At 72.4% G+C, this 12,547-nt stretch carries 13 protein-coding genes and 2 tRNA genes; 5 read left to right on the top strand and 10 right to left on the bottom strand.

Features of this window, described 5'->3' with window-relative positions:
• Positions 1-90 precede the first annotated feature (90 nt).
• Positions 91-663, bottom strand: coding sequence for an HIT domain-containing protein (locus ABZY12_RS28240; protein ID WP_356895149.1), 573 nt, complete (start codon positions 661-663; stop codon positions 91-93).
• A gap of 65 nt (positions 664-728) precedes the next feature.
• Here ABZY12_RS28240 and ABZY12_RS28235 point away from each other — a divergent pair, with 65 nt between their 5' ends.
• Positions 729-1,406 carry a potassium channel family protein gene (locus ABZY12_RS28235; protein WP_356895147.1) on the top strand — a complete coding sequence of 226 codons (678 nt, stop codon included), beginning with the start codon at positions 729-731 and terminating at the stop codon, positions 1,404-1,406.
• A gap of 12 nt (positions 1,407-1,418) precedes the next feature.
• Here ABZY12_RS28235 and thrS read toward each other — a convergent pair whose 3' ends face one another.
• From thrS to ABZY12_RS28220, 3 genes are all read right to left on the bottom strand, one after another.
• A complete protein-coding gene (gene thrS / locus ABZY12_RS28230; RefSeq protein WP_356895145.1) occupies positions 1,419-3,395 on the bottom strand; it encodes a threonine--tRNA ligase in 1,977 nt (658 codons plus the stop codon).
• A gap of 172 nt (positions 3,396-3,567) precedes the next feature.
• Positions 3,568-4,869, bottom strand: coding sequence for a hypothetical protein (locus ABZY12_RS28225; protein WP_356895143.1), 1,302 nt, complete (start codon positions 4,867-4,869; stop codon positions 3,568-3,570).
• Positions 4,869-5,444, bottom strand: coding sequence for a DUF4365 domain-containing protein (locus tag ABZY12_RS28220; RefSeq protein ID WP_356895141.1), 576 nt, complete (start codon positions 5,442-5,444; stop codon positions 4,869-4,871). Before ABZY12_RS28220 ends, ABZY12_RS28225 begins: the two co-directional genes overlap by 1 nt.
• 120 nt (positions 5,445-5,564) lie before the next feature.
• Here ABZY12_RS28220 and ABZY12_RS28215 point away from each other — a divergent pair, with 120 nt between their 5' ends.
• Complete coding sequence (locus ABZY12_RS28215) at positions 5,565-6,290, top strand: 3'-5' exonuclease (protein ID WP_356895139.1); 726 nt, start codon at positions 5,565-5,567, stop codon at positions 6,288-6,290.
• A gap of 77 nt (positions 6,291-6,367) precedes the next feature.
• On the opposite strand, the gene ABZY12_RS28210 is transcribed toward ABZY12_RS28215, so the two are convergent.
• Positions 6,368-6,439: transfer RNA gene (locus ABZY12_RS28210), tRNA-Val, on the bottom strand.
• A 39-nt stretch (positions 6,440-6,478) separates the two neighbouring features.
• Positions 6,479-6,925 carry an SRPBCC family protein gene (locus ABZY12_RS28205; protein ID WP_356895137.1) on the bottom strand — a complete coding sequence of 149 codons (447 nt, stop codon included), beginning with the start codon at positions 6,923-6,925 and terminating at the stop codon, positions 6,479-6,481.
• A gap of 83 nt (positions 6,926-7,008) precedes the next feature.
• On the opposite strand from ABZY12_RS28205, the gene ABZY12_RS28200 reads away from it, so the two are divergent.
• Positions 7,009-9,687, top strand: coding sequence for a hypothetical protein (locus ABZY12_RS28200; RefSeq protein WP_356895135.1), 2,679 nt, complete (start codon positions 7,009-7,011; stop codon positions 9,685-9,687).
• Positions 9,688-9,750: 63 nt separating this feature from the next.
• Here ABZY12_RS28200 and ABZY12_RS28195 read toward each other — a convergent pair.
• Positions 9,751-9,825, bottom strand: a tRNA-Val gene (locus ABZY12_RS28195).
• A gap of 55 nt (positions 9,826-9,880) precedes the next feature.
• Entirely contained in the window at positions 9,881-10,303 is a 423-nt protein-coding gene (locus ABZY12_RS28190) for a TIGR02611 family protein (RefSeq protein WP_356895133.1), read from the bottom strand.
• Positions 10,304-10,493: 190 nt separating this feature from the next.
• Here ABZY12_RS28190 and ABZY12_RS28185 point away from each other — a divergent pair, with 190 nt between their 5' ends.
• Both ABZY12_RS28185 and ABZY12_RS28180 read left to right on the top strand, forming a co-directional pair.
• Positions 10,494-10,907, top strand: coding sequence for an SsgA family sporulation/cell division regulator (locus tag ABZY12_RS28185; RefSeq protein WP_015032345.1), 414 nt, complete (start codon positions 10,494-10,496; stop codon positions 10,905-10,907).
• A 266-nt stretch (positions 10,908-11,173) separates the two neighbouring features.
• Positions 11,174-11,731, top strand: a complete 558-nt coding sequence (locus ABZY12_RS28180) for a CGNR zinc finger domain-containing protein (protein WP_356895131.1) — start codon at positions 11,174-11,176, stop codon at positions 11,729-11,731.
• 19 nt (positions 11,732-11,750) lie between these two features.
• Here the strand turns inward: ABZY12_RS28180 and ABZY12_RS28175 are convergent, their stop codons facing one another.
• Positions 11,751-11,903 carry a hypothetical protein gene (locus ABZY12_RS28175; protein ID WP_356895129.1) on the bottom strand — a complete coding sequence of 51 codons (153 nt, stop codon included), beginning with the start codon at positions 11,901-11,903 and terminating at the stop codon, positions 11,751-11,753.
• A gap of 116 nt (positions 11,904-12,019) precedes the next feature.
• On the bottom strand, positions 12,020-12,448 hold the full coding sequence (locus ABZY12_RS28170; protein WP_356895127.1) for a hypothetical protein: 429 nt from the start codon (positions 12,446-12,448) through the stop codon (positions 12,020-12,022).
• Positions 12,449-12,547 lie beyond the last annotated feature (99 nt).

Below are 12,547 nucleotides of genomic sequence, written 5' to 3'. Positions count from 1 at the left end.
GGAGACAACGCGGAGCGTTGGCGACCGACGACAACGCGGCGAGCGTGCGTGCCGGACGCCGCGAGCCCGGCAAGATCCGAAAGACACGCCCTAGGCCGGCTCGGACGACGCCGGCCAGGCGTCGGCGAGCATCGCGCGGGTGTCGGCGAGGAGCTGCGGAAGCACCTTCGTATGGCCGACGACCGGCATGAAGTTGGTGTCGCCGCCCCAGCGGGGCACGACGTGCTGGTGCAGATGGGCGGCGATCCCGGCACCCGCGACGGAGCCCTGGTTCATGCCGATGTTGAAGCCGTGCGCGCCGGACGCGTTCCGGAGCGCGATCATCGCCTGCTTGGTGAACGCGCCGAGCTCGGCCGTCTCCGCCGCGTTCAGATCCGTGTAGTCGGCGACGTGACGGTAGGGCACCACCATCAGATGTCCGCCGTTGTACGGATAGAGATTCAGTACGGCGTACACCGTCTCGCCGCGCGCGATCACGAGTCCGTCCTCGTCCGACTTCGACGGAATCGCGCAGAACGGACAGCCGTCCCTGGCCCCTGGCCCGGTCGGCTTGTTCTCGCCCTGGATGTACGCCATCCGGTGAGGCGTCCACAGGCGCTGGAACGCGTCCTGCGTCCCCACTCCGATCTGCTGCTCCGGCTCAATCGTCATGCTGTGCAGCATATTGCTTCGCCCGTTCGGAACAGATCGGCGGGGCGAGGATCCTCCGCAGCGGCGATGCTGATCCGATGAACGACAGGCCGCGAAAACAGGAGCGCTGGGAGCGCCGTGCGGAGCTCCCGCTCGCCGTGGCGTCGGTGGCCTTCCTCGCGGGCTACACGGTCCGGATCCTGGCCCGCGGTCTCCCGCCGGGAGGGCGGGGCCTCTGTCTGGCGGTCATCTTCGCCGCCTGGGCGGTCTTCGCCGTCGACTACGCGGTACGGCTGCGGCTGAGCGGGCTCGGCCCTCTGCGGTTCGTCCGCGTCCATCCTCTGGACACGGTGGTCCTGATGTTGCCGCTGCTGCGTCCGCTGCGGATGGTCCGCCTGTACGAGAGGGTCCAGCGGCGCCACGACAAGCCGCGGCTCACCCTGTACGCCCGGGTCATGGTCTACGCCGGCCTCACGGTGGCGCTGCTGGGTTTCGCGGGCGCGCTCACCGTCTACGACCACGAGTACGGGGCGCCCGGCGCCACGGTCCGTACCTTCGGGGACGCGGTCTGGTGGACGTGCGCGACGCTGGCGACGGTGGGATACGGGGACGTGGCCCCGGTGACGCCGGTCGGCCGGATGACGGCGGTGGGTCTGATGGCGTGCGGGCTTGCGCTCCTCGGCGCGGTGACGGGCTCGTTCTCGTCCTGGCTGATCCAGACCTTCGCGCGGGAGGACGAGAAGAGGCCCCCGGGGGATTCCCCGGGGGCCTCGTGACCTCCGCGCGTGTCAGACCTGGACGCGGCGCTCCACCACGTCGAGGAGCTTGGCCAGCGCCTCGTCGCGCGGGATGCCGTTCTCCTGCGAACCGTCGCGGTAGCGGAAGGAGACGGTGCCCGCGGCCATGTCCTCGTCACCGACGATGATCATGAACGGGACCTTCTGCTTCTGCTGGTTCCTGATCTTCTTCTGCATCCGGTCGGAGGAGGCGTCCACCTCGACCCGCAGACCCTTCTTCTTCGCCTCGGCGGCGAACTCCTGCAGGTAGTCGACGTGCGCGTCGCCGATCGGGATGCCGACCGCCTGCACCGGAGCCAGCCACGGCGGCATGGCGCCCGCGTAGTGCTCCAGGAGCACGGCGAAGAAGCGCTCGATCGAGCCGAACAGCGCGCGGTGGATCATGACCGGGCGCTGCTTGGTGCCGTCCGGACCGGTGTACTCCAGGTCGAAGCGCTCCGGCAGGTTGAAGTCGAGCTGCACGGTCGACATCTGCCAGGTACGGCCGATGGCGTCCCGCGCCTGGACGGAGATCTTCGGGCCGTAGAAGGCCGCGCCGCCCGGGTCGGGGGTCAGCGGGAGACCCTGCTTCTCGGCCACCTGCTGGAGGACCGCGGTGGCCTCCTCCCAGACCTCGTCCGAGCCGACGAACTTCTCCGGGTCCTTGGTGGACAGCTCCAGGTAGAAGTCGGTCAGACCGTAGTCGCGCAGCAGGTTGAGGACGAAGGTGAGGGTGCGGTCGAGCTCCTCCGCCATCTGCTCGCGGGTGCAGTAGATGTGCGCGTCGTCCTGGGTGAAGCCGCGGGCCCGGGTCAGACCGTGCACGACGCCGGACTTCTCGTACCGGTACACGGTGCCGAACTCGAAGAGGCGCAGCGGCAGTTCACGGTAGGAACGCCCGCGCGCGTCGAAGATCAGGTTGTGCATCGGGCAGTTCATGGGCTTGAGGTAGTAGTCGGTACCACCGTCGAGCTGCATGGGGGGGTACATGCCCTCCGCGTACCAGTCGAGGTGGCCGCTCTTCTCGAAGAGGGCGCCCTTGGTGGCGTGCGGGGAGTAGACGAACTCGTAGCCCTCCTCCTCGTGCCGGCGGCGCGAGTAGTCCTCCATGGTCCGGCGGATGATGCCGCCCTTGGGGTGGAAGACGGCGAGGCCGGAGCCGATCTCGTCCGGGATGGAGAAGAGGTCGAGCTCGTTGCCGAGCTTGCGGTGGTCGCGCTTCTCGGCCTCGGCGAGGAAGTCGAGGTGGGCCTTCAGCTCGTCCTTCGACGGCCAGGCGGTGCCGTAGATGCGCTGGAGCATCGGGTTCTTCTCGCTGCCGCGCCAGTAGGCGGCGGCGTTGCGCATGAGCTTGAACGCCGGGATGTTCCGGGTGGTGGGCAGGTGCGGACCGCGGCAGAGGTCCTTCCAGCACAGCTCGCCGGTCTTGGCGTCGAGGTTGTCGTAGATGGTCAGCTCGCCGCCGCCGACCTCGACGTTCGCGCCGTCGTCGGTCGAGGCGGAGCCCTTGATCCCGATGAGCTCCAGCTTGTACGGCTCGTTCGCGAGCTCCTCCCGGGCGGCCTCGTCGGTCACCACGCGGCGGGAGAAGCGCTGGCCCCGCTTCTGGATCTCCTGCATCTTCTTCTCGATGGCCTTGAGATCCTCGGGGGTGAACGGCCTCTCGACGTCGAAGTCGTAGTAGAAGCCGTCACGGACCGGCGGGCCGATGCCCAGCTTGGCCTCGGGGAAGAGCTCCTGCACGGCCTGCGCCATCACGTGCGCGGTGGAGTGGCGCAGGATGTCGAGACCGTCAGGGGAGGAGATCTCGACGGGTTCGACGACGTCGCCGTCCTTGACCTCGTAGGAGAGGTCCTTCAGTTCACCGGCGACACGGGCGGCGATCACCGACCGGTCCTCGGCGAACAGGGCGCCGGCGGTGGTGCCCGCGCTCACCGCCCGATCCTCGGCTCCTGAGGCGGACTGGACGGTCACACGGACATCAGACACTGGTGCTCCATACATAGGGGCGCGGGCAGATACGAAGTGCCGACGCCGGCGGTGCGCGGCAGAGACGAGGTGCCGCGTCGCCGTTGATCGTACCGATTCTTTTCGGGCCTCGGTTCTCCTCCGGGCTGCGAGCCGGGCTCACTCGCCAGCCGGCTCCAGGGCGCGCCTCCGGTCACTCGCCGCCGCACGCCTCCTCGAAGAAGTCGAGGTTCTCGTGCAGCGACTTCATCAGCCGGTCGCGTTCCGCCTCGTCCACCTGCACCGGTACGACTCCCGTGGCGTCGGTCAGTCGCCGGAAGCCTCCCCTGCGCTCCAGGCGTCCCACCACCCGGATCGGCAGTCCCACCAGATGGGCATGGCCGGCCGTACGGTACGACTCCTCGTCCAGGGCCACCCGGACATGAGACACCTCCGCGCCGCCCAGGACCCTCAGTCGTACGGTTCCCTCACCGCGCGGGCCGGAGCGGCGCATGCGGACGACGGCACCGGTGATCCGTACCGGTACGGACGGCTCGTCGGTGAGATAGCGGACGCCCGCCTCGCGGAGCGCGGGCAGGTCGCCCGGCGAGAACTCGACCGGTTCCGGGCGGGGGGCGCAACCCTCCGGTGTCCCGGCCGCCGGGGCCCATTCCACGGCGATCCCGGCGCCCTCGGTGCCCCGGACGAGGGAGACGAGCGCCTCGGTCAGCTCGCGGCTCACCCCCGCCTCGACGGCGGTGTCGAAGGCCTCCATACCGCCGGTGGCCCGCTGGTAGTCGACGGCCTCCCGGGCGGCGTGGAGCGCGTGGTAGAGGCGCACGGCGACGGCCCGGCCGGGGTCGACGGGGACGAACGCGGTCAGGCCGCGGCCCTCGGGGGCGGCGCCGACGACGATCGCCTCCAGGGACGCCTGGGCCTGGCGGCGGTGGCGGGCGCCGTAGTACCCGGCCCGCGCCCTGACCGCGAGGGCGCCGGCCAGCAGGAGCTGACGGGCGGCGGACCTCAGCTGCTCCTGGACGCTCCAGGGCACGGTGCCGGTGGGCCCGGGCGGGACATCCCGCCACCAGCGGATCTCGTCGCTGGGCACGGTCAGTCCGACCAGGACCTCCCGGGCGGAGGGCGCGGCGCTGCGGGCGAGTGCGGTGAGGGCGTCGCCGAGGAGGTCCTCGCAGTCGGGGAAGGCGCGGCTCTCCGGCACCAGGAGACTGGTGGCGCCGAAGCCCGCGCCCCCGCCGGGCGGGGTCCAGCGGCTGTAGCGGCCCGGGGCGCCGCCGCGCCGCCGCCAGCCGTGGCGGGCGAGGAGCGCACCGAGGACTCGCGGGTCCACGTGCCCGGGGTCCGGCGCTCCCCCGGCCTCGCCCCAGGGACCGCCGGGGAGGCCGGGATGGCCGGGAAGGCCGCCGGGGTGGTCGCCGGGCATGGGGTGGGGGCGGAAGGGCGGGGGTACGGGGCCGTGGCCGGCCCCACCCTCCGGTTCGTCGATCGGCCGGTGCATCAAGGTCTCCCTCCCACGCCGACGCGGGTCATGATCTCGCACAGCGCCCGGTCGTCGAAGATCCGCGCCGTCGGTATGCGCACGGTGGTGCGGTGCCGTCCCGTGACCGGATGGCCGGCCAGGTTGATCCAGTAACAGCAGTGCCGCAGGTCGAGCCGGTCGTGCCCGGCCCGCAGCCAGTCCTCCTGGGATCGCGGCACGAGCATCACGACCAGGATCTTGTGGACCGCGACCGGGGTCCGCGCGAGCTTCACCAGATGGTCGTTGTCGAGAGTGAACGAGAACGCCCCGGACGCGGACCCGGGCAGCCGTGGCGGTGTCTGGTAGGTGCACTTGAGCTGCACCTTGATGGTCACTTCGTCGTCGACCGTGTGGCCGGGAGCGCTGTGGCTCACGTGCCAGTCGATGCCGTTGTCCGGGAACGGCTGCGACAGCGAACAGCCCGCCGCCGCGGCGACCGCGTGCAGATAGCCCACCTGAAGCGTCTCCATACAGGCGGTGGTGGCGAGTGTGCCGCGCAGCGGTGCAGCCCGCTGGGGCGGCAGCCCTCCCGATTCGGGCTGGGCGAGCGCCATGTCAATTCCCTTCCCCGTCACTTGTGTTGTCACCGCCCGGCGTACGGTGCAAACAGCCCGGGTATCACCGTTTCGGGCAGGGGGATCGCCATCTGCCCGACAGGTGCGAGGAGTTCGGGGATGACGCACTGGTATGAGGGGCCCCTGGCCTCATTCGACACGGAAACCACGGGAGTCGACGTCGAGGAGGACCGGATCGTCTCGGCCGCCCTCGTCGTCCAGGACATGGCGGGCGGGCGTCCGAGGGTGACGCGCTGGCTGGTCAATCCGGGGCTGCCGGTGCCCGAAGGGGCCACGGCCGTCCACGGTCTGACGGACGATCATCTGCAGCGGAACGGACGCTGGCCCGCTCCGGTGATGGAGGAGCTGGCGCGGGCGCTGGCGGAGCAGTGTGCGGCCGGCCGGCCGCTGGTGGTGATGAACGCACCCTTCGATCTGACGATCCTGGACCGCGAGTTGCGCCGTCATCGCGCCTCCTCGCTGGGCCGGTATCTGCAGAACACGTCGCTGTGCGTCCTGGATCCACGGGTGCTCGACAAGCATCTCGACCGCTATCGCAAGGGTCGCAGGACGCTGACGGATCTGTGCGCGGAGTACGGCGTGGAGCTGGACGGCGCGCACGACGCGGCGGCGGACGCGACGGCCGCGCTGGATCTCGTACGGGCGGTGGCGCGGCGGTTCGCGTCCCGGCTCGACCGGCTGTCGCCGGCCGAGCTGCACACCCTGCAGGCGGTGTGGCACGCGGCGCAGGCTCGGGGACTGCAGGCGTGGTTCGCGCGCAACGGGACGCCGGAGGCGGTGGATCCGGCGTGGCCCCTGCGTCCGGAGCTGCGGGCGGCGGCGTGAGCGGTACGCCGTCGCGTGCCTACGCGTTCCGGGAATGCGGAAGGCCGGTCCGTCTCTGACGGACCGGCCTCTCCCGGTGGGCGATACTGGGATCGAACCAGTGACCCCTTCGGTGTGAACGAAGTGCTCTCCCGCTGAGCTAATCGCCCGGGAACGGGTTGAACCATACAGGTCCCGGCGGGTGTCCTTCAAACCGGACGCAGTCGCGCGGCGAGCCCGCGCCGTCCGCCGCGCATCATCAGGGCGTGGTTGACGCGGAAGAGGGGCCGTGCGGGCACGGCGAGCCGGCGCATCAGGGGGCTGCGGATCTCGACCTCCTGCTCGTAGAGCACGCGGGTGCCGCTGCCGTGCGCGGTGAGGGTCCAGCGGACCCAGCCCTCCAGATCGCCGCTGAGTCCGGCCTCCAGGATGTGACCGACGGGATCGCTGTGCCGGGCCTCGACCGTGACGACGAGGTCGTACGGCAGGAGGGAGCGGAAGCGGGCGGTGCCGGTGGCCTCGTCGACGGGGACGACCTCGCGGACCTGGGGCCACCACAGGGGGTAGGCCTCGCCGCGCTCGAGGACGGCGTAGACCGCCTCGGGCGGGGCGGCCAGGCGCCAGACGCTGCGGAAGCGGTAGTGGTACCGGTCCATGCCCCCAGTGTGTACGTACTCAGGCCGATATCTGAGTACGCGCGCGCATGGCCCGAAAGTGTGTCCGGGGCCACACTCCGGATATGAACACTCCCTTGCCGCCCGCGGACGAGCTGCTGCTCGTCGATCGCGAGCTGGCCCAACTCGACGCACGGCGGGCTCACTTGCTGGCCCGACGCTCCTGGCTGCTGCAGGTGCTGCACCCTCCTGTCGCGGGCCCCGCGCCGACGGCTCCCTGGGCCGCGGCGCCGCCGCGTCCTGACTCCACGCCGCGCAGCGCGCAGAACGTGCTGCTGACCCTCGGCGGGGCCCTGCTGACGATCGCGGCGGTCGCCTTCACCCTGGTGAGCTGGGGCTCGATGGGGATCGGCGGCCGCGCGGCCGTGCTGTTCGTCGTGACGTCGGCGGCGCTCGGCGCCCCGGTGGCGCTGCTGCGCCGGGGGCTCGCCTCCACGGCGGAGGCGGTGACGGCGCTCGCGCTTGCCCTGATGGTGCTCGACGCGTACGCGCTGCACCGGGTGGCGCTGCCGGACACGGACGGCCTGGGATACGCGGCGGTGGCGTCGGCGGTGCTCGCGGGCGCGTGGACGGCGTACGGTTCGGCGCTCGGCCGACTGCGGATTCCGCTGCCGGTGGCGGTGGTGGCGGCTCAACTTCCGTTGCCGCTCGGCGTGCTGGCGGCGGGCGGGGGCCCGCTCGCGCTGGCCTGGGCGACGCTCGCGGCGGCCGCGGCGGATCTGGTGCCGGCGCTCCGGGCGAAGCCCGCGGCGGTGCGGATCACGGCGGGCGTCGGTGGCGGGGTGCTGGGGGGCTGGGCTCTGCTGACGGGCGGCCTGCTGTCGCTCACGTCGGCGGTTCCGGCGGGCGCGCTGCTGCTGGCCGGCGCGGCGGTGGCGCTGTACCTGGCCTGGCGGGTGACTCAGGCGGCGACGGCGGCCTCGGTGGTGGCCGGTCTCGCGGTGATCGCGGCGGCGGGCGGTGTGCTGCGCGCGCTGCTGCCGGGCGACTGGCAGGTGCCGGGGTACGTGGTGTGCGCGGTGGCCCTGGCGTCGGTGCTGCGGTCGGCGGCACCGCGTGCGGTGAGGCTGGGTCTGGCGAGCGCGGGGGCGGCGGTGCTGGCGCTGGGTGTGGCGTGGGCGCTGCCTCCGGTGGGGGCGGCGCTGCTCGCTCCGGCGGCGCGGACCACGGAGGTGTGGTCGGGCGTGCACGTGGAGCCGACGCTCTCCTCGTATCCGGCGACGGCGCCGCTCGTCCTGCTGATCGCCGCGGCGGCCCTGACCGCCGTGCCGCGACTCTGGGCCCGCTGCGGCGCCCTGTTCCTGGCCTGGGCGGTGCTGACGGTCCTGCCGCTCTCCCTGACCCTGTCGCACGGCGCGACGCTGGCTCTCCAGCTGACGACGACGACGGCGGCGCTGTTCCTGGCGGTGCGCCCGGACCTCCTGACGCGCGGGTTGCGCGCGCCCTCTGCGGAGAGCCGCGGGGCCTCGGCCCCGTGCGCGTCGACCGGGGCGGCATCGGCCGGGACGGGCGACGCGACACCCGGCCCGGCGCATACGGCCGCCCAGGCCGTCGACGACGGCGGACCGGTGACCTCGGCCGGGCCCGCGGCTGCGGCTCGAGCCACCACCGCGGCGGAGGCGGCGGCCGGTGACACCCCGCCCCGCTCCGGCTCGGCCGCCGCGGCCGATCAGGCCGGTGGCGGCGTTCCTCCGGCGTCGTCGGCGGCGCCGGGGAGCGGGTGGGGATCTTGGCCGGGGCCGGCAGCGGGGCCCGCCGGGCGGGCTCCCATGCCGCCCCGGGAGGTGGCCGCCTGGAGCGCGCTCGCCTGCGGTCTGGCATCGGCGTTCAGCACCGTCGCGGTGGCCCTGGACACGCGGGGCGCGACGTTCGTAGCGCTGGGTCTGCTCCTCGGCCTTTTCACGGCCGCGTCCTTCCTCGCCGACGGCGCCCGGCGCGCCGTGGCGGCGTGCGTCGCGGTGGGCGCGGCGACCGGGCTCGTCCTCGCCGCGGCGGCGGCCGCGGAGTTCCCGGACCGGCACACGGCGCTGGCGCTGCTCGTGGTCCCGGCGGCCACGGCGGCCGTGGGCGCGCGGCTCGGCCGGCACCCGCTCGCGCTGCCCGTGGAGGTCACCGGCGCGGCCGTGGGGCTGCTCGCGGTCGGTCTCGCCGCCTCCGCGCCGGCGGTGCTGGCGCTCGTCCTCGCCCTGGGCGGTGTGATCGCGGCGGCGACGGCGGTACGTCCGGAGCGGCGCCGGTTCGCCTCGTGGACGGCCGCGGGGCTGTTCCTCCTGGCGACCTGGGTCCGGCTCGCGGTCTCGGACGTGGAGACACCGGAGGCGTACACGCTGCCGGTCACGGTGCCCGCGCTGGTGGTCGGCGCGCTGCGCCGCCGCCGCGACCCCGAGGCGTCCTCCTGGACGGCGTACGGCCCCGGTCTGGCGGCGACGCTGGTGCCGAGTCTCTTCGTGGCCTGGACGGACCCCGACTGGGTACGTCCCCTGCTGCTCGGCGTCGCCGCGCTCGCCGTGACGCTCCTGGGCGCCCGGTTCCGGCTCCAGGCTCTGCTGGTGCTGGGCGGCGCGACCCTCGCCCTGGACGGGCTGCACGAGCTGGCGCCGTACGTGGTCCAGGCCGTGGGGGCGCTCCCCCGCTGGCTGCCGCCGGCACTTGCGGGCCTGCTGCTCCTGGCCGTGGGCGCGACGTACGAGCAGCGACTGAGGGACGCCCGCCGGCTCCGGGAGCGGCTGGGCCGGATGCGCTGACGGCCGCGAGCGGGAACGCCGAAGGCCCGGAGACCTCTACGGTCTCCGGGCCTTCGGTCCGGGTGGTGGGCGATACTGGGTTCGAACCAGTGACCTCTTCGGTGTGAACGAAGCGCTCTCCCACTGAGCTAATCGCCCGGGCGCACCGCAAACATTACCGCATGTCAGCGGGTGCCTTCGACCGGCTACGGGGTCACTGGTCGATCTTCCACGGCATGACGAAGCCGACCTTCCAGAGGTAGATCCCGGCGAGCACGGCGACGATCGCGAGGCCCACGGTCGTGAGGATGATGTTGCGACGGCGGACCTTGGGGTCGAGGGCCCGATGGGCGGCCTCGGTCACCTTCCGCTTCGTCCAGCGGAGCACGAGCTGGGCCCAGACGAATTCGGTCGCCCAGATCGCCATACCGCCGAAGATCACCAGCCAGCCGGGGCCGGGCAGCGGCAGCATCACGATACCGGTGCCGACCACGGCGAGTCCCACGATGAAGACGCCGACCTGCCAGCTCAGGTGCAGGGTCCGGCGGGCCTTGATGAACTCGGGGGCCCGGGATCCCAGCTCCGGTTCCCCGTCGGCCGCGGACTCCCCGGCGCGCTCGTCACTCTCCGCATTCATGGGCTCCAACCTACCGGATTCGCGGCCGTCACCGGAATGGCGGTATTACCCATAGTTACCCACCCCCATACGAGCTACCTGAACGATCACAAAACAGACAGAGGGGTTTACAACGGCACCGTAGGTGGCATGTCGATTTCGCCGACGTGCGAATCCCCGAGCGCACACTGAGCGAAAGGCCCTGGCGCTTATGAACACCACGGTCAGCTGCGAGCTGCACCTGCGCCTCGTTGTGTCGAGCGAGTCCTCACTGCCTGTACCAGCGGGCCTGCGGTATGACACGGCCGATCCGTATGCCGTGCACGCCACCTTCCACACCGGAGCCGAGGAGACGGTCGAGTGGGTCTTCGCCCGCGACCTTCTCGCCGAGGGGCTGCACCGGCCCACCGGCACCGGCGATGTCCGAGTCTGGCCCTCCCGTAGTCATGGCCAGGGCGTCGTCTGCATCGCGTTGAGCTCTCCCGAGGGCGAAGCCCTGCTCGAGGCCCCGGCGAGGGCCCTGGAGTCGTTCCTCAAGCGGACCGACGCCGCCGTGCCACCGGGCACCGAGCACCGGCACTTCGATCTCGACACGGAGCTCTCCCACATCCTGGCCGACAGCTGAGCCAGCCCGAGAGCCGCACGGCGCCGTCCGACTCGGGGAGACGGCGCCGCGCGGACAACCCCATACGGCGGACATCGGCGTCCTCACCGCGTAGCCGGCGCGGCGAGGACGCCGATGCCCGTTTCCCGGGTCGCGCCGGCCGGTGGTGGCACGGTTTCGGCCCCGTTCCGGCCCGCTTTCGGACCACTCCCGGCCACTCGCGACCGAGCCGCTAGAGTCAGCGCAAATCCGCGGGCGCCCGCCCGCAGCCGGCCAGGGAGCGAATCGTGCTGATCCCCCACGACACCCGGATTGCCCTCGACACCGTCGTCGATCTGATGAACACCGCGCCGCAGGGCGACCGCGACGACGAGCTCCAGGACCTCCAGGCGCTGCACGCCTTCGTGCGGGCCCACGACATCAGCGACGTGGGCGAGCTCAGCGCGCACGACCTCAAGGCCGTGCGCGAGGTGCGCGGGAGGTTCGCGGCCGTCTTCGCCGCGCCGGACGCCCGGATCGCGGCCACGCTCATCAACCAGCTGGTGGCGGCGGCGGGCACCACCCCGCAGCTCACCGACCACGACGGCTACGACTGGCACGTGCACTACTTCGCGCCGGGAGCCTCGGTCGCCGACCATCTCGGCGCCGACTGCGGCATGGCACTGGCGTTCATCGTCGTCGCGGGCGAGCAGGAGCGGCTGCGGCGCTGCGAGGCGCCCGACTGCGGCCGGGCCTTCGTCGACCTCTCCCGCAACCGCTCGCGCCGCTACTGCGACAGCCGCACCTGCGGTAACCGGCTCCACGTGGCCGCGTACCGGGCGCGTCGCAAGGAAGCGGCCGGCTGAGCCGCCGACGCCCGCCCGCTCACAGCAGGAAGAGGTCGTGCACGGCGGCCATCAGGAGCAGACAGCCGATCACCGTAAGAAAGATCATCAGCGGCGGCTGGGAGAGCGCGAACAGACAGCCGCGCGGCTCTTCGGTGGGGGCGGGGGCATGATCCCGCGAGGTTTCCAGCATCTCGGGGCGATCATGGCGTAGTCACCGGCCGGGACCGCCCGCAACACGCCCCTCGCGGAGGCCAGTTCTTCCATCCCGAGGACGCGCCGGCCGGGAGAACCCCGGCCCGATCCCGGTCAGATCCCGTGCTTCTTCAAGATCGCCTCGATGTCGCTGAAGTCGTCTCCGCCCGCGGCGGCCTGCGGCTTCGGGGTCGCGCCGCGCCGGCCCCGGCCGAGCGAGGGCGCGGACGCGGCGGGCGCGACGGCGTCACCCCGTCCCTCACCGACCGCCTCCTCGCGGCGGCCGCCCCTGCGGCGCTCCACGGCCCGGGTGGTCGTGAACAGCAGCCACGCCACGCCGAGCACACCGAACCCGACCCAGGCCATGGGACTGAAGGCCGTCCTGGCGAGCCACTCCACCGCGCCCGTCATCACCAGACCGACGGGCACGAGGGCGTACGCGGCGATTCTGGCCGCGGTGAGGAAGCGCTTGCGGTACGCCGTGATCGCGGCGATGCCCAAGCCTGCCGCGGACACCGCGGAGCAGATGGTCTCGGCAAGCATGCGATCCTCCCGGCGCCGTACGAAACGTCCCTTCCATCCTGCACCGGCGGGGCGGCTCGCGGCCATGTTCCGGGCGGACCTCAGGGAGATCTCCGGGTC

The sequence above is a fragment of the Streptomyces sp. NPDC006551 genome (genome assembly GCF_040611675.1).
Classification (GTDB): domain Bacteria; phylum Actinomycetota; class Actinomycetes; order Streptomycetales; family Streptomycetaceae; genus Streptomyces.
This window is presented reverse-complemented; position numbering and strand designations above follow the sequence as displayed.

Excerpts from the sequence above, each read along its gene's own strand:
- ABZY12_RS28240 (WP_356895149.1), bottom strand. The coding sequence starts at position 663 with ATGCTGCACAGCATGACGATTGAGCCGGAGCAGCAGATCGGAGTGGGG.
- ABZY12_RS28235 (WP_356895147.1), top strand. The coding sequence starts at position 729 with ATGAACGACAGGCCGCGAAAACAGGAGCGCTGGGAGCGCCGTGCGGAG.
- ABZY12_RS28225 (WP_356895143.1), bottom strand. The coding sequence starts at position 4,869 with ATGCACCGGCCGATCGACGAACCGGAGGGTGGGGCCGGCCACGGCCCC.
- ABZY12_RS28220 (WP_356895141.1), bottom strand. The coding sequence starts at position 5,444 with ATGGCGCTCGCCCAGCCCGAATCGGGAGGGCTGCCGCCCCAGCGGGCT.
- ABZY12_RS28215 (WP_356895139.1), top strand. The coding sequence starts at position 5,565 with ATGACGCACTGGTATGAGGGGCCCCTGGCCTCATTCGACACGGAAACC.
- ABZY12_RS28205 (WP_356895137.1), bottom strand. The coding sequence starts at position 6,925 with ATGGACCGGTACCACTACCGCTTCCGCAGCGTCTGGCGCCTGGCCGCC.
- ABZY12_RS28200 (WP_356895135.1), top strand. The coding sequence starts at position 7,009 with ATGAACACTCCCTTGCCGCCCGCGGACGAGCTGCTGCTCGTCGATCGC.
- ABZY12_RS28190 (WP_356895133.1), bottom strand. The coding sequence starts at position 10,303 with ATGAATGCGGAGAGTGACGAGCGCGCCGGGGAGTCCGCGGCCGACGGG.
- ABZY12_RS28185 (WP_015032345.1), top strand. The coding sequence starts at position 10,494 with ATGAACACCACGGTCAGCTGCGAGCTGCACCTGCGCCTCGTTGTGTCG.
- ABZY12_RS28175 (WP_356895129.1), bottom strand. The coding sequence starts at position 11,903 with ATGCTGGAAACCTCGCGGGATCATGCCCCCGCCCCCACCGAAGAGCCG.
- ABZY12_RS28170 (WP_356895127.1), bottom strand. The coding sequence starts at position 12,448 with ATGCTTGCCGAGACCATCTGCTCCGCGGTGTCCGCGGCAGGCTTGGGC.